The organism is Bifidobacterium asteroides, assembly GCF_003202755.1.
Classification (GTDB): Bacteria; Actinomycetota; Actinomycetes; order Actinomycetales; family Bifidobacteriaceae; genus Bombiscardovia; species Bombiscardovia asteroides_F.
This window is the reverse complement of sequence record NZ_QGLK01000001.1, coordinates 879128-894414: the sequence shown is the minus strand read 5'-3', so window position 1 is coordinate 894414 and position 15287 is coordinate 879128. Positions and strand designations below refer to the sequence as shown.

Annotated in this window: 14 protein-coding genes; 5 read left to right on the top strand and 9 right to left on the bottom strand. The window is 61.3% G+C overall.

The annotated features are described in order from the left end of the window. Nucleotides 1-84 precede the first annotated feature (84 nt). From DKK74_RS03290 to DKK74_RS03250, 9 genes are all read right to left on the bottom strand, one after another. Nucleotides 85-753, bottom strand: a complete 669-nt coding sequence (locus DKK74_RS03290; RefSeq protein WP_110412721.1) for an ATP-dependent Clp protease proteolytic subunit — start codon at nt 751-753, stop codon at nt 85-87. Nucleotides 754-762: 9 nt separating this feature from the next. Next, nucleotides 763-1350, bottom strand: coding sequence for an ATP-dependent Clp protease proteolytic subunit (locus DKK74_RS03285; protein WP_029678947.1), 588 nt, complete (start codon nt 1348-1350; stop codon nt 763-765). A 179-nt stretch (nt 1351-1529) separates the two neighbouring features. Continuing rightward, the gene (tig, locus tag DKK74_RS03280; RefSeq protein WP_110412720.1) at nt 1530-2906 is read right to left on the bottom strand and encodes a trigger factor; all 1377 of its coding nucleotides are present in this window, start codon (nt 2904-2906) and stop codon (nt 1530-1532) included. 49 nt (nt 2907-2955) lie between these two features. Then, nucleotides 2956-4242: an HRDC domain-containing protein gene (locus DKK74_RS03275; RefSeq protein WP_110412719.1), complete on the bottom strand. Its 1287-nt coding sequence runs from the start codon at nt 4240-4242 to the stop codon at nt 2956-2958. Nucleotides 4243-4591: 349 nt separating this feature from the next. After that, nucleotides 4592-5473 carry a pyruvate formate-lyase-activating protein gene (pflA, locus tag DKK74_RS03270; protein ID WP_015021700.1) on the bottom strand — a complete coding sequence of 294 codons (882 nt, stop codon included), beginning with the start codon at nt 5471-5473 and terminating at the stop codon, nt 4592-4594. Between the two features lie 99 nt (nt 5474-5572). Beyond that, nucleotides 5573-7948 (bottom strand): formate C-acetyltransferase, encoded by a 2376-nt coding sequence (pflB, locus tag DKK74_RS03265; protein WP_046322815.1) that lies wholly within the window; start codon nt 7946-7948, stop codon nt 5573-5575. Between the two features lie 242 nt (nt 7949-8190). Beyond that, nucleotides 8191-8427 carry a hypothetical protein gene (locus DKK74_RS03260; protein ID WP_110412718.1) on the bottom strand — a complete coding sequence of 79 codons (237 nt, stop codon included), beginning with the start codon at nt 8425-8427 and terminating at the stop codon, nt 8191-8193. A gap of 5 nt (nt 8428-8432) precedes the next feature. After that, nucleotides 8433-10112 (bottom strand): NAD+ synthase, encoded by a 1680-nt coding sequence (locus tag DKK74_RS03255; protein ID WP_375537545.1) that lies wholly within the window; start codon nt 10110-10112, stop codon nt 8433-8435. Between the two features lie 84 nt (nt 10113-10196). Beyond that, nucleotides 10197-11891 carry an MFS transporter gene (locus DKK74_RS03250; protein WP_110412716.1) on the bottom strand — a complete coding sequence of 565 codons (1695 nt, stop codon included), beginning with the start codon at nt 11889-11891 and terminating at the stop codon, nt 10197-10199. Nucleotides 11892-12097: 206 nt separating this feature from the next. On the opposite strand from DKK74_RS03250, the gene DKK74_RS03245 reads away from it, so the two are divergent. From DKK74_RS03245 to DKK74_RS03225, 5 genes are read left to right on the top strand one after another with little or no spacing between them, the layout of a single operon-like run. Beyond that, the gene (locus DKK74_RS03245) at nt 12098-12805 is read left to right on the top strand and encodes a TetR/AcrR family transcriptional regulator (protein ID WP_181414889.1); all 708 of its coding nucleotides are present in this window, start codon (nt 12098-12100) and stop codon (nt 12803-12805) included. Then, entirely contained in the window at nt 12796-13167 is a 372-nt protein-coding gene (locus tag DKK74_RS03240) for a YccF domain-containing protein (protein ID WP_110412714.1), read from the top strand. The genes DKK74_RS03245 and DKK74_RS03240 overlap by 10 nt, the downstream gene beginning before the upstream one ends. Nucleotides 13168-13180: 13 nt before the next feature. Beyond that, nucleotides 13181-13720, top strand: coding sequence for a peptidylprolyl isomerase (locus DKK74_RS03235; protein ID WP_110412713.1), 540 nt, complete (start codon nt 13181-13183; stop codon nt 13718-13720). Between the two features lie 12 nt (nt 13721-13732). Continuing rightward, nucleotides 13733-14224 (top strand): very short patch repair endonuclease, encoded by a 492-nt coding sequence (locus DKK74_RS03230; protein WP_110412712.1) that lies wholly within the window; start codon nt 13733-13735, stop codon nt 14222-14224. After that, nucleotides 14190-15236 carry a Gfo/Idh/MocA family protein gene (locus DKK74_RS03225; protein WP_110412711.1) on the top strand — a complete coding sequence of 349 codons (1047 nt, stop codon included), beginning with the start codon at nt 14190-14192 and terminating at the stop codon, nt 15234-15236. Before DKK74_RS03230 ends, DKK74_RS03225 begins: the two co-directional genes overlap by 35 nt. Nucleotides 15237-15287: the final 51 nt, after the last annotated feature.

The window sequence follows — 15287 nt, the reverse complement described above, 5'->3', positions numbered from 1 at the left end:
CATGATGCCAAAAACGTCCGGAGGCCGTAGGTCCTAGGGGCCCGCCGCCATCCGGACGATCAATCATGCGTGCAGTCACCGGAGCTAATTGCGGTGCTCCAGGACCTCATCCACCATCCCGTAATCCTTGGCCTGTTGGGCGGTCAGAATGGTGTCCACCTCGATGTCCTTGCGGATCTTTTCCACATCCTGACCGGTATGCTTGGCCAAGGTCTCCTCCAGCCAGGTGCGCATGCGCAACATCTCCTTGGCCTGGATTTCGATCTCGGTGGCCTTGCCGAAGTCCTGCTCCATGGCCGGCTGATGAATCAGCACACGGGCGTTGGGCAGGATCAAGCGCTTGCCCTTGGTGCCGGCCGCCAGGAGAACTGCAGCGGCCGAAGCAGCCTGGCCCAGGCAGACAGTCTGTACATCGGGCTTGATGTACTGCATTGTGTCATAGATGGCGGTCATGGCCGTCATGGATCCCCCCGGCGAGTTGATGTAGATGATCACGTCGCGATTGGGGTCCTGGCTCTCCAGAACCAAGAGCTGGGCCATAATGTCATCCGAGGAGGTGTCATCCACCTGGACGCCCATGAAGATGATCCTGTCGTCGAAGAGCCTGGTGTAGGGGTCCTGACGCTTGTAGCCGTAGGGGGTCCGCTCCTCGAACTGCGGCAGCACATAGCGGTCGGTGGGCATGGAGGCCAGGCCGCGGGGGCCGGCCAGTCGACGGGCCCGTGCTACGAATTGCGCTTCTTCAGATGCCATGTGGAGTGCTCACTTCCCTTGATCCGCGGTCATAGTGCCGTGGGTGGTCACGATCCGGTCGACAAAGCCGTACTCCAGGGCCTGCTGGGCCGTGAACCAGTGATCGTATTCGTTGTCCCGGTAGATCTCCTCCAGGGTGTGGCCGGTCTGTTCGGCCGTCAGCTGGGAGAGGGTGCGCTTCATGTCCATGATCAGCTCAGCGTTGATCCTGACATCAGTGGCTGTGCCACCGACGCCGCCTGAGGGCTGATGCATGAGCACCCTTGCATGGGAGGTGACAAAGCGCTTGCCCTTGGCCCCGCTGGAAAGCAGGAACTGGCCCATGGATGCCGCCATGCCGACCGCAACCGTGGCCACGTCCGGCTCGATCAACTGCATGGTGTCGTAGATGGCCATGCCGGCCGTAATGGAGCCGCCAGGCGAATTGATGTAGAGCCAGATATCCTTCTTGGGGTCCTCGGCCGCCAGCATCAGCATCTGTGCGCAGATGACGTTGGCGTTGGCGTCCTTGACCTCGTCCCCCAGCCAGATGATCCTGTCCTTGAGCAGTCGGTTGAAGATGGGATCGGTCGGCGTAGGGGCCTCCCCCTCCTCCATCACGGGACTGGTTGCCAATGAGTTGTTCACCCTGTCTCCTTCGATAAACGTATCTGTATTGAGAGTAGCCCCCACAATCGACGCGGCCACGGTCTTTCCGCTCTTTGCGCAACCGCTACGACAGGGCCGCACCCAGGCTGTTTCGCCATTGGGTGCGGCCCTGTTTGCTGCTTTGGAAGCTACTCCTGATCCTGGGAGAGCTGGTCGGCCACTTCAGCTGCGGCGGAAGCAGCCTGGACGCTTTCGTCCTGCTCCTCCTGGGCCTGGGGCTCATCCTCGCCCAGGAAGCGGCTCAGGTCCACCTCCTGGCCATCGGGATCCTTGAAGGTGACGGCCCGCATGCCGGCCAGCATACCCTTGGAGCGGCCGACCTCCTGCACGGCCGAACCCAGCTGGCCGTTGCGGACGATGCCGTTGATGAAGGCGCTGGGATCCATGCCGTACTGCTGGGCGATGGAGGCCAGGAAGTTGGTCACGTCGGCCTGGCTGACCGTGATGCCCAGCTTCTCGGCCAGGGCGTCCAGGGTCATCTGGTCGCGCAGTTCCTTCTCCACGGTCTGCTCGGCCTCGGCCTTCTCGTCCTTGCTGGCCTTGTCGGGATCCTTGCCTGTGTTCTTGAGCTGATCGGTCACCATGGACTGCCTGATGCCCTTGGGCACCGGGATATCCAGGCCGTCCTGGAGCTTGGCAATGAAGGCGTCGCGGGCGTCAGTGGCCTGCCGACCCTCGGCATCCACCTGGCACTGCTTGCGTACATCCTCGCGCAGCTCCTTCAGGGTCTCGAACTCCGAGGCCTCCTTGGCGAACTCGTCGTCCAGGTCGGGCAGCTCCTCGGCCTTGACCGAGTTGACCTTGACCTTGATCTGGGCCTTCTCGCCCTGGTGCTCGCCGGCCTCCAGGGTGCCCTCGAAGGTGGTCTCTTCCCCGGCGGACAGCCCGTCCAGGGCCTCATCCAGGCCGTCCAGCATGGTGTTGGAGCCCAGCTCGTAGCTGACCCCCTGCTGGGAGTCCACGGACTCACCGTCGATGACGGCATCCAGATCGATGTTGGCGTAGTCGCCCTTGGTGGCGGGGCGATCCACACTGACCAGGGTGCCAAAACGCTGACGCAGGTTGTCCAGACGCTTGTCCACGTCCTCGTCGGTGACGGCAGGCTTGGGGACCTCAATCTCCATGCCCTCGATGTCGGGCAGCTCGAACTTGGGACGAATCTCCACCTCGGCGGTGAACTTGAGCTTGGTGTCGTCCTTGGCCGAAGAAGGAATGTCCTTGACATCGATCTGCGGCTGGGCCATGGCGTGCAGCTGCTTCTCCTCCAGGGCCTTGGAGTAGAGCTCGGGCACGCCGGAGTTGACGGCTTCGCCCGCCACGCTGGCAAAGCCCACGCGCTGATCGATGATGGGTCCGGGCACATGGCCCTTGCGGAAGCCGGGGATGGTCACCTGCTTGCCGATCTCCTTACGGGCCTGATCCAGGTAGGGGTTCAGCTCATCGGGATCGACGGTGATGGTGAGCCTGACCTTGGTGGGCTCGAGGTTTCTGACGCTGATTTTCACGCTGCACTCCAATTCATCCAAACCGTTTGATCTGCCAGTAAGGCAACCGTTACATAATAGCGCGAGTCAGGGACTCTGACAGGAGCGAAATCTGCCAGGGACGGGCGCCCTCCTGACGCAGGAAGTCAGCCACATCCCGTTTCTCCGGTTCGTCTGTCCAGCAGAGGTTGCGCAAGTAGCGGGGCTTGATCAGAATCTCGTCGGGGGTGTTGGTCTGACGTCCCACCTCAGTCACCGCCTTGCGCGCTTCCTCCAGCCTGGCATATCGTTCCGGGTGACGGTGCCGCCAGACCTGCATGGACTTGGGGGCATTGGTCTCCTCACACCGCGGCTTGGGAGGCACAGGCAGCTCTTCGGTGGGCAGATGCAACGCATCCAAAATGGCCTGTTTCCAGACTGAGGGTCTAACCCGGCGCTGGATGGGCGCATAGCGCTCGAACATGCGGTCCTGCTCTCCGCCGGTGTGGATCCTGACCCGCTCGTTCAGGGATCTGATGGTCCGGAATTGGGCGTTGTTGTGGGGTTTGAGCCTACCGGCCTCGATGATGGCCTTGTCGGGCAGGAGCAGCGTCGGAGCTATGTCGTAACGGCGGGCCAGCTGGTCTCGGGTCGTCCACAGGGAACGGGCCACAGCCAGGCCTCGACGGTCATTGTGCAGGGCGTTGATATGCGAGATATGCCGCCAGGGCTGCTCAGGCTCCGGCTTGGGGATTTTGCACCGCTCCAGCAGCCAGGCGAATTCCTGCCTGGCCCATTCATCCTTGCCGTGATGACGCAGATCCTCCAGCTCGCGCACTCGCACCTGATCCAGCAGCTCCACGTCCAAGGCGGCGTAATTGCGCCAATCACGCGGCAGTGGACGATAGGACCAGTCCGCAGCAGAGTGCTCCTTGGCCAGCGTCAGCCTCAGGTAATGCGCTGTCACAGCAGACAAGCCGTAATGACCTAAATTGAGCATCCTGGCCGCCAACTCAGTGTCGAAGAGTGATGATGGCCTCATGCCCAATGCATAGAAGCCAGGCAGATCCTGAGGGGAGTCATGAATGATCCATTGGGCCCCATCAACAGCCTTATTGAATTCCGACCAGTCACAGCCGGCCTGCATCAGAGCGGGCGGATCCAGCAGGAATATCCCCGCCCCCCGGCGTTTGAACTGGACGAGGTAGTCGTCGTGGCCATAGCGGAAGCCCGAGGCCCGTTCAGCATCCGCGGCCAGCGCACCGCTGCCCTGGGACAGCATCCGACAGGCCCGGCTATATCCGGCCATATCGTCAATGACCGACGGCACACCCTGGGCGGGCTCTAAAAGCAGCTGCGTCTTAGGCTCCGTGGTCACCTGCGCTCAACCTCTTTTGTAGTTTGTCTTCCATCACGACACCGGGCCGACCGGCCCGGAAAACACACGCCTGAAAGCATAGTCCATGCCCTGAACCCACTGGGAGACATTTGCAAAGCATGCCTTGTTGGCAATTTATCGATGTACAGTATCGGTCATTCATAAAGCCGGTCATTCAACGTTCCAGTCATTTAATGATTCCGCCATTCAGCGAGTCTGCCATTCGCTGATTGGCTGGCTGGCCTTCACACAAGCAGACAAAACTCCCCACGGTGTTAGCCGTGGGGAGTCATAAGACAATTATTCTGATTGTTCCTGGGCCACCCGGGAACCAAACTAGTTCTGCGCCTCAGTAGACCACGAATCCATGGGCCTCCAGCTGCTTCTTGACCCGATCCTTCAGGGCCGCGGAAGGGCCTTTGGCATCCTCCAGCGGGTAGGGAATGCGCAGCTCATGCCACTTGGGCCGTCCAAGCTGATGGAAGGGAAGCACATCAATGTGCTCGATGGCATCCTTGAACTGTTCGCACACCCGAGCCACATTCTCGACGTTCTCCTCGGAGTCGGTCAGCCCCGGCACCAGCACGAAGCGAACCCAGATCTTGCTGCCGCGGGCAGCCAGACGCTTGCCGAATTCGATTGTGGGGGCCAGCGTACCACCGGTCACCTTCTTGTAGGTGGCCTCGTCGCCGGATTTGACATCCAACAGGCACAGGTCGATATCGTCAATCATGGCATCGGTGTAGTTGCGATTGAGGAAGCCTGATGTGTCCAAGCATGTGTGGACGCCCATCTCCTTGGCAGCGCGAAAGACGCGTGAGACAAAGGCTGCCTGCATCATGGACTCACCGCCGCTGAAGGTGATTCCTCCGCCCGTGCTCTTGAAGAGGTCCTGGTAGCGGGCCACCTTGTCGATCATGGCCTGCAGGTAGACGGGCTGGCCGTCGCGCATCTTCCAGGTGTCAGGATTCTGGCAGTACTGGCAGCGCAGGGGGCATCCGCTCATGAAGACGGTCATCCTTGTGCCCGGCCCGTCCACTGAGGTGTTGATGTCCCAGGAGTGAACAAATCCGATGTCGCCCGTGCGCAGGGCATTCATGCGGTCGTGCCGGTCCAGTCCAATGGGCGATTCGAACCCCGAAAGGCCGCCCATCAGGGTCTGGCTCTGGTAGACCTTGGATTCCTTGAGCATGTGCGGCTGTGTGGTATGGAAGGTGGTGGTCTCCGTCATTGGATCCTCCTGAAAAAGACGAAAAGGGGGCGGGGCCTTGGTGCGCCCCGCCCCATGATTCACCGTCTCATCGACGGTTGACTATCGCCACAAGGGCGATCAGTCGGTCACCGCGCCCTGGTGGAAGGTGCGGGAAATCACGTCGAGCTGCTGCTCGCGCGTCAGCTTGACGAAGTTGACGGCGTAGCCCGAGACGCGCACGGTCAGGTGCGGGTACTTCTCGGGGTGCTCGACAGCATCCTCCAGCTGCTCCTTGCGCAGGACGTTGATGTTGGCGTGGTAGAGCCCATGGCCGTTGCCGGCATCCAGGATGCCCACCAGGTTGTTGATGCGCTCATCCTCGTCACGGCCCAGGCCGTCAGGGGTGATCGTGTTGGTCAGCGAAATGCCGTCCAGAGCATCGTCGTAGTCGATCTTGCCCACGGAGAACATCGAAGGCAGCATGCCGTGCGAATCCATGCCGTTCTCGGGGTTTGCACCGGGAGCATACGGGGTGCCCTTCTTGTGGCCGGAGGGGAAGGACCCGGTGTTCTTGCCATACTCCACGTTGGAGGTGATGGTCAGGATGGACTGGGTCGGCACAGCGCCACGGTAGACGGGCAGGCGCTTGATCTGACCCATGACGGTGGACACGGTCCACTTGGCCAGGTCGTCGGCGCGATCGTCGTCGTTGCCGTAGATCGGGAACTCGCCAACGGTCTTGTAGTTGACGATCAGGTCGTCGTCAGCACCCTCGACATACTCAGGGGTGCCCTTGGCATCCTTGTTGTAGATCGGGTAGACCTTGGCGTACTTGATAGCCGACAGGGAGTCAGCGGCGATGGACAGGCCGGACATGCCGCAACCCAGGGTGCGGTAGACCTCCTTGTCGTGCAGGGCCATCTCAATGGACTCGTAGTCGTACTTATCGTGCATGTAGTGGATGATGTTCAGAGCCTCGACGTAGGTCTCGCTCAGCCACTCCAGGGCCTTCTCGTAGTTGTCCTTGACCTCCTGGAAGTCCAGAGAACCGTCTTCCTTGGGGGTGACAGGCTTGATTACGTCCTTGTCGATGACCTGCATGCCGGTCATCTCGTCACGGCCGCCGTTCATGGCGTAGAGCAGGGCCTTGGCGGAGTTGACACGGGCGCCGAAGAACTGCATCTGCTTGCCGACCCTCATGGGGGACACGCAGCAGGCGATGGCAGCATCATCGCCCCAGTGGGCGCGAATGTCCTTGTCAGACTCGTACTGGATGGCGGAGGTGTCGATGGAGATACGCGCGCAGAAGCGCTTGTAGCCCTCAGGCAGCTTCGGATCCCAGAAAATGGTGATGTTGGGCTCGGGGCCGGGTCCAAGGTGCTCCAGGGTCAGAGTAGCCAGCAGACGGAAGGAGGTCTTGGTGACCATGGGCCTGCCGTCGTCGCCGAAACCAGCGTCGGACCAGGTGGCCCAGTAGGGGTCGCCCGAGAAGATGTTGTCGTAGTCCTTGGTCCGCAGGAAGCGCACGATGCGCAGCTTCATCACGATGTTGTCGATGATCTCCTGGGCATCGGTCTCGTCAATCAGGCCAGCGGCCAGATCACGCTCGAAGTAGACGTCGAAGAAGGCGGACAGACGGCCGATGGACATGGCGGCGCCGTCCTGGCTCTTGACCGAGGCCAGGTAGGCCATGTAGGTCCACTGGACGGCTTCCTTGGCGTTCATGGCAGGACGGCTCAGATCCAGGCCGTACTCCTTGCCCAGGTTCAGCAGCTGCTTCAGAGCCTTGATCTGCTCTGCGTGCTCCTCGCGGAAGCGAATCCAGTGCTCGATCTCTTCCTCGGTGAAGTCGTTGCGGTAAGGAATCGAATCCTTGTCGGCCTTCTTGCGGGCGATCAGCTCATCGATGCCGTAGAGGGCCACACGACGGTAATCGCCGATGATGCGGCCACGGCCGTAAGCATCGGGCAGACCAGTCAGAATCTTGTTGTGGCGGGCCAGCTTGATCCTCTTGGTGTAAACGTCGAAGACGCCATCATTGTGGGTCTTGCGATACCGGGTGAAGATCTTCTTAACCTCTGGATCGGGCTCCTTGCCGGCCTCCTTGAGGGCCTGCTCAACCATGCGCCAGCCGCCGTAGGGCATCATCGCACGCTTGCAGGGAACGTCGGTCTGTATGCCGACAATCACGTCGTCTTGGGTCTCGCCAGCAGGCTTGCCGTCGATGTATCCGGCCGGGAAGGCGTCAATGCCCGCCGGAGTGTGGGTGTCCACGTCGTAGACGCGCTGCTTGCGCTCTACGGCAAGGAAATTGTCATCCAGGTAGTTCCACAGGAACTTGGTCTTCTCTGTAGCCGGTGCCAGGAAGGATTCGTCACCGGTGTACGGAGTGTAGTTCTTCTGGATGAAGTCGCGAACGTCGATATCTTTCTTCCAGTCCTCGCCCTTGAAGCCCTTCCAAGCCTTGGCTTGCAGCTCTGCGGGAGAGACGGTATTGGTCTCAACTGCTGTCATAGTCAACTCCTTGTTGATATGGTCAATGGCGCTTCCTCACACCACTGTCACTTTCAAGTATAGGGGGCGCGTTACCACGGGAAACCGAATCGCGACGTGAGCTATATCACACTGCACGAAGACTCGCAATGGGCGTCACAACAATATCTTGCGAGCAGGCCCGGCACACCGCCTGAGTCCCGATCCGTTTTGACGGTATGGCCGACTGATCGCCAAAGATAGTGGGCGATCCAGCGGGAGCTTCATCTGTCAGCTGATGACTGCCCCTGCCCGGGATCACCCTCCCAGGCCTGCCGCCAACGGCGGTCTTCTTCATCCCATTCCTTGTTGCGGCGCTTGGCGATCTTCCAGGCATCAAGGGCCTCCTGCCTGCTGCGGTAGGGGCCCATCCGCCTGTCCTGCGGAGACAGCTTGCCCTGCTCGGGCCTGCCGGTGACGGTGTTGAAGTACCAGGCCGGTTGCTCCTCTTGGGGATCCATGGCAATCACTCTTTGAAGGCGTTGGTTACGGGCAGCCGGCGGTCACGGCCGAAGGCCAGGGAGGTGACCTTGGGCCCCAGCGGGTACTGGCGCCGCTTCCACTCGGCCCGATCCACCAAACGCATGACCGTGTCGACCGTGTCGGGATCGAAACCGTCGGCCAGAAGGTCGGCCCGACCATGCGCATGCTCGATGTATGCCTCCAGAACCTTGTCAAGCAGGCTGTAGTCAGGCAGGGAATCAGAGTCCTTCTGCCCTTGGCGCAGCTCGGCCGAGGGCGGCTTGACGATGGAATTGACCGGGATGGGCTCACGTTCACCCCGTGCCTGGGCCTGGGCGTTGCGCCAGCGGGCCAACTGCCAGACCCGGGTCTTGAGCAGATCCTTGATGGGCGCGTAGCCACCGACCGCATCGCCATAGATCGTTGAATAGCCGCAGGCCAGCTCGGACTTGTTGCCGGTTGCCAGTGCCAGAAGCCCCTCGGCATTGGCATAGGCCATGACGATGACCCCGCGTATCCGGGCCTGCAGATTCTCTTCAGCCACCCCTTCCAGATGCAACTGCCTTTGGAAGGCGTCGAATTCAGGGCCTATGGCTTGCACCACGTAACGCACGCCCAGACGCTGGGCCAGGTCAGCAGCATCATCCCGGGAGCCCTCCGAGGAGTAGCGGCTGGGCATGGAGATGCCACGCACGTGCTCCCCTCCGCAGGCATCGGCGGCCATGGTGGCCACCAGGGCCGAGTCGATCCCGCCTGACAGCCCCAGGCAGACGCCCGTGAAATGGTTCTTGGCCATGTAGTCCTTTAAACCCAGCACGCAGGCCCGATAGACCTCTTCATCCCCAGGCATCTCTTCAGCCATGCAGGATTCACTGGGCAGAGGCCGCTCCCCTGGTGCAGGCAGGGTCCAAGTCGACAGATCCTGGACGAACCTTGGCGAGCGCTCCAGTAGAGTGCCATCCTGGTCCACCACAAAACTGCCTCCGTCAAAGACCAGATCGTCTTGACCACCCACCTGGTTCAGATAGAGCAGAGGCGCGCCGACCTGCTTGGCCCGACGAGTCGCCAGCTCGTAACGGACGTGCCCCTTGCCCTCCTCGAATGGGGAGCCGTTGATGGTCACCAGGAGGTCGATGTCCCGGTCAGCCAGGTCGCTGATGGGATCGCCAACCTGCCAGATGTCCTCGCAGATGGCCAGCCCTATCCGGTGCCCCTGCACCTCCAGGACCACAGTCCTATCTCCCGGGGTAAAGATCCTGTACTCGTCAAAGACACCGTAGTTGGGCAGGAAGTGCTTGTCGTAGCCAGCCTCGACCCGACCCTGATGCAGGACCACCAGCCGGTTGCGGGGCCTGTCCTGATCCGTGTCGGTGCCGACGGTTCCCACGATCACATAGAGATGGCCCAGACCCTGCTCCTTCAGCTCCCTGGCCAGACGGTCGGCCCGAGACCAGGCGGCCCGACGGAAGCTGGCGCGGAATGCCAGGTCCTCGATTGGGTAACCTGTCAGGCTCATCTCGGGAAAGACCACCAGGGTCGCCCCCTGCTCAGCTGCCTTTCGGGAGTAGTCCATAATAATGTTGGCGTTGCCGTCAAGATCGCCCACACAGGTGTCGATCTGAGCCAGAGCCACCAGCAGATCGCCATCCCGCCGCGGCTGTTCCTCTTGTATGCCCATACCCATGATTCTAAACCGTGTCAGGGCTGGCCCACGGGCAGACAGTCCCGAATTAGGGAGCGATACAGAGAAGTCAGGATTGCGGACGCCTCAGACCTTATCGGCACCAGCCTTACGGGCGGCCCGACGCACCAGTACCGAGGCGACCAATCCCAGGAAAAGCAGCAGGACTGCAAAGCCCATGGCCCACTGGGCACCTTGGGTAAACCCCTCGGTCAGGGCGTTGGTCACCTGAGGTCCCAGGACTCCCAGTCGGCCCCGGGTGCCCTGGGCCCGCATGCCGACAATGGCGTTTCCGGCTGAAGACTGGACAGATCTGACCAGGCCATCGGCCATCTTTGCCGAAATCCCCTTGAATGCTGTCAGATGCCTTGGCAGCACCAGACTCAGAGCCAGGGAGAGGGCAGAACCTGAGACTGCAGCGCCCAAGGCGGTCCCCCACTGGCGGATTGTGGACTGGGTGGCCGAAGCCTGGCCGGATTGGGCCACCGGAACACCGGAGAGCACCAGGCTGGTCAGCTGTGCCGAGGCAAAGCCCAGACCGGCACCGTAAATGATCAGAGTCAGGGTCATGGGCCAGACCGGTACCGACCCACGCATGAGCAGAATGGACAGGGCCACGCCGACAATCTCCATCAGCAAGCCCGTCTGCACCGTGCCGCCGGCTCCCAGACGGGCTGAGACCACCCGGGCCAGACCGCCCGAAACAATTGACCCCAGGGCCATGACACCCAGGATGGATCCGGCCCCCAGGGGGCTCAGGCCCCTGGCGTTGATCAGGTAGAGAGGCAGGATGAACATGACCGCGAACTGACCAGCGTTGACAATGGCGGCCGTGAGATTGCCCCAGCCGAAGGTGCCAATGGCGAACATGGACACGTCCAGGATGACCATCTTGCCCCTGCGCGCCCTGGCCAGCTCGATCAGCGCGAAGGCGGCCAGCAGGGCCAATCCAAGGATCAGACTGACCGGAACCGGCGACAGGGGTGCCGATGCAGACCAGTGCAAGGGGCCCAGTTCAAGTGCAGCACGGGGGCGCCACCAGCCGTAGGTCTGCCCCTCGATCAGCGCAAAGACCACCAGGGCCGATCCCAGGGCCGAAAGAAGTATGCCCTTCCAGTCGGCAAGCATCCCCCAGCGGTTGTCAGTCTGCCCGGGCGCTGACTTGGTTTCGGGCACAAAAACTGCACTCGCCACAAGAACAATCAGCCCCAAGGGCAGATTGACCAGGAAGATCCACCGCCATCCGATGGTGCTGGCGAAGACCCCGCCCAGGAAGGGGCCGACCGCCGCAGCGGAGGACATGACGGCCCCCCAGATGCCGAATGCAGTAGCCCGATGACGACCCCGGAAGGTTGCGGACACGGTGGACAGGGTGGATGGCATGACCAGGGCGCCGCCGATTCCTTGAACAAGTCGCGCCAGAAGCAGCAATGTACCGGAGGATGCCGATGCGGCGAAGACGGATCCCAGCACGAAGATGACCGTGCCCACCTGCAGAATCCGCTTGCGCCCGATCATGTCCCCCAACCGACCGGAAGGCAGGAGCAGGGCCGCCAGGACGATGCTGTAGAGAGCGGTCACCCACTGGGCTTGAGCCAGGTTGATGTGGATGGCAGCGATGATGGAAGGAATGGAGACGTTGACGATGGACGAATCCAGCACAATCATGGCCAGACCCAGGGCCAGCACCCAGAGAGCACGCCAGGTCGGTGCCGCCTCCTGAGACTCCTGGCTGCCTTTCTGACTGCCCTTCTTCACGTCTATGCTTGCCGATCCGGTCATCAGATCTCCCCTCACCATGGTCTGCGATTTTTTGCGACTATACGTCGCTAAAACCAGCCTGGCAAGTTCACTCAGCGCGGACAAGCCGCAGGCTAAAGAGGCTTTGGCAGCTTGGCTCTGTTGCAAATAGGCCATATCATATGTCCCAAGACCGGCCGAACCCGATTCACAATCGCAGCACCCGGCTGGCCAGACCAAGGAGGACCATGCCCAGGATTCGCGAATCCACGCTCCAGGAGCACCGAGCCAAAACCCTGGACCGGATCATCGCCGCCGCCGAGGCCATCCTGCGCACCGGCGGACGCGACCAGCTGACCATGGCCGAGGTGGCCCGACGAGCCAATCTGGCACGGAATTCCCTCTACCGCTACGCCCGAGACGCCGATCAGCTCTGCGACATGGTCATGGAGCGGCACCTGCCTGACTGGGGTCGTGCCCTGGACCAAGCCCTAGGCAAGGCAGAAGACCCGCGCCGAACAGTCGAGATTTGGACCCGCACCAATCTGGAGCAGGCCGGACTGCACGGACACGGTTGGCTGATGAACCTCTACGCCGAGCAGCACGACGAACAGCTACGTCAGGCCCTGATCTACGGGAGCACCTCGAATCCACATGAGAGCGCCCCAAGGAGCGATCGGTCCACAGACCGGCAGGTCCAGGCTCTGCTGGACTTCCACCGGCAGGTCAACCAGCCGCTGATCCAGGCTTGGACAGCCCTGCGACAAGCGGATCCGGCCATGGGCGTGGAGGTGACGCGAGGCATTGTCCAATCCGGTATGCGATTGATTGATGCCCTGGACCAGGAACTCGCCCCCGAACAACGGCAGAAACGACTGACCACAATCATCGAGAAAGTGACCGCCTGTGCTAAGGCCGTCACCGCCACCCTGACGGAAGGACCTACATGCGCCTGATCGGCAACATCTGCTGGCTGCTGCTGGGAGGACTGGCCATCGCACTGGCCTGGACACTGGTGGGCATCGTGCTCTGCCTGACCGTGGTGGGCATCCCCCTGGGTCTCCAGGCCTTCAAAATGGCCAGACTCACCCTGACCCCCTTCGGCAGGCAGGTCATCTATGGAGGCGGGTTGGGATCCTGGCTGGCCAACCTGCTCTGGATCATCCTTGGCGGCTGGTGGCTGGCTCTGGCCTATCTGGTGGCCGGTCTGGTCACCATGCTGACCGTGGTGGGCATACCATTCGGCCTGCAGGCCTTCAAGATGGCTCGCCTGGCCCTGATGCCCTTCGGGTCCTCGGTTCGCGTCGCCGTCTTATGAAAGGATTAAGGACATGAGCACAGTCATCATGCATACCTCAGAAGGCGACATCCGCCTGGACCTCTTTGACGATCAGGCCCCTGAAACCGTAGCTAACTTCCTGGATCTGGCCGCCGGCCGCAAGGACTGGACCGACCCCGAGACGGGCCAGAAGCGTCAGGATCCCTTCTATGACGGGCTGACCTTCCACCGGATCATCAAGTACTTCATGATCCAGGGCGGCTGCCCGATGGGTACCGGCACAGGCGGTCCCGGATACGAGTTCGATGATGAGATCGATCCCTCCCTTACCTTTGAGGAACCCTACAAGCTGGCCATGGCCAATGCGGGGCTGCGCCGGGACCCCGCCACCGGGAAGACCCACGGCACCAACGGATCACAGTTCTTCATCACCACCGTGCCAACCCCTTGGTTGAACGGGCACCACACCATCTTCGGCCAGGTTGCCGACGAGGATTCCCGGAAGGTGGTCGACAAGCTGGATGCCGTGGCCACCGACTCGGGCGACCGTCCCCTGGAGCCGGTCTTCATCAACAGCGTCGAAGTCCTCTGAGCCGGGCCGGGTATGGTTTCGAAAAAGACATCCAGCAGATTCCAGCCCGGCACACGCAGCTACACCATGTCCCGAATCAGGAGCACGGAAACATCAATAGAGCGCCAGGTCCGGTCCTACCTCTTCTCGCGTGGTCTGCGGTTTCGCAAGAACGACAAGAGGTACCCGGGCCATCCTGATGTGGTTCTGCCCAAGTGGCGAGCCATGGTATTCGTCAATGGCTGTTTCTGGCATATGCATGAGGGGTGTGCCAAATTCTCCCTTCCCAAATCCAATGTGGAGTTCTGGACCACAAAGCTGACGAGGAACCGTCTACGGGATCAGGAGCAACGCAAAAAGCTGAAAGCCACGGAATGGCGGGTCTTCACTGTCTGGGAGTGCCAGCTGGATGCCCACCATACTGAGGAAACCCTGCAGAAATTGTATGAGGCCATCACAGCAGATGGCGATCCAAACGAAGGAGTCAAGGATGAGCAGATTGAACGGCAAGCGGCAAGAGGCTGAGCAGAAGGGCATGCGGGTCAACTTCGCCATTCTCGGTGCCGGAAGGATAGCCAACGCCCTGGCCAAAACGGTGGTGATGATGGCTGGGGATCAACGGTATAGCCACCTGGTGGCCCCCTATGCTGTGGCCTCCAGGGATGGGGATCGTGCAGCCGCCTTCGCCAAAAAATATGGATTCCAGCATTCCTATGGCTCCTACCAGGAGCTCCTGGATGATCCCCAAGTGGATCTGGTCTACATCGCCACGCCTCATAGCCTCCACGCCGAGCAGGCCATCGCCTGCATGAAGGCCGGAAAGAACGTGCTGGTCGAGAAGTCCTTCACCGCCAACGCCGATCAGGCCAGGCGGGTCATGGAGACATCCGAGAGCACCGGCCTGCTCTGTACCGAGGCCATCTGGACCAGATATATGCCCTCGCGCTCCATCATCGACGACATCATTTCCTCGGGAGAAATCGGCACAGTAAGGACCGCCACCGCCAATCTAGGTTACGTGACCGTAGGCAAGGCCAGAATGACCGATCCGGCCCTGGCCGGCGGCGCTCTGCTCGACGTGGGCGTCTACCCTCTCAACTTCATCGACATGGTCATGGGACCCAAGCCCATTGAACGGGTCTGCACAGATTGGGTCCGTAGTCCGGAGGGCGTGGACAGCCAGAACTCCACGACCATTTTCTACAAGGACGGATCCATGGGCGCGGCGACCAGCTCCATGGTCTCGGACAGCGACCGGACCGGCAGCATCTGGGGAGACCGGGGTTACCTGCAGTGCGCCAATATCAACAACGTGGAGTCCATCGACCTGTACGACGGGGACCACAAATTGAGGAAGAGCTACCCCATTCCCGAACAGCTGACCGGCTACGAGTACGAGGTGGCCAGCGCCGCACAGGCCATCCTTGACGGGAAAAGCGAGTGCGCCCAGATGCCCCACAAGGACACCCTGCGCATCATGGAGCTCATGGACTCCCTGCGCCGCCAGTGGGGATTGGCCTTTCCCTTCGAATCATGAACTAGCGCATAGGCCACTTCAGTGATGGAATCATCCCGCAAGATGTGGTTT

Coding starts and splice junctions, on each gene's coding strand:
- DKK74_RS03240 (WP_110412714.1), top strand. CDS start 12,796: ATGCGCCTGATCGGCAACATCTGCTGGCTGCTGCTGGGAGGACTGGCC.
- DKK74_RS03260 (WP_110412718.1), bottom strand. CDS start 8,427: ATGGATCCCCAAGAGGAGCAACCGGCCTGGTACTTCAACACCGTCACC.
- DKK74_RS03250 (WP_110412716.1), bottom strand. CDS start 11,891: ATGACCGGATCGGCAAGCATAGACGTGAAGAAGGGCAGTCAGAAAGGC.
- DKK74_RS03245 (WP_181414889.1), top strand. CDS start 12,098: ATGCCCAGGATTCGCGAATCCACGCTCCAGGAGCACCGAGCCAAAACC.
- pflB (WP_046322815.1), bottom strand. CDS start 7,948: ATGACAGCAGTTGAGACCAATACCGTCTCTCCCGCAGAGCTGCAAGCC.
- DKK74_RS03290 (WP_110412721.1), bottom strand. CDS start 753: ATGGCATCTGAAGAAGCGCAATTCGTAGCACGGGCCCGTCGACTGGCC.
- DKK74_RS03230 (WP_110412712.1), top strand. CDS start 13,733: ATGGTTTCGAAAAAGACATCCAGCAGATTCCAGCCCGGCACACGCAGC.
- DKK74_RS03285 (WP_029678947.1), bottom strand. CDS start 1,350: ATGGAGGAGGGGGAGGCCCCTACGCCGACCGATCCCATCTTCAACCGA.
- DKK74_RS03235 (WP_110412713.1), top strand. CDS start 13,181: ATGAGCACAGTCATCATGCATACCTCAGAAGGCGACATCCGCCTGGAC.
- pflA (WP_015021700.1), bottom strand. CDS start 5,473: ATGACGGAGACCACCACCTTCCATACCACACAGCCGCACATGCTCAAG.
- DKK74_RS03225 (WP_110412711.1), top strand. CDS start 14,190: ATGAGCAGATTGAACGGCAAGCGGCAAGAGGCTGAGCAGAAGGGCATG.
- DKK74_RS03255 (WP_375537545.1), bottom strand. CDS start 10,112: ATGGGTATGGGCATACAAGAGGAACAGCCGCGGCGGGATGGCGATCTG.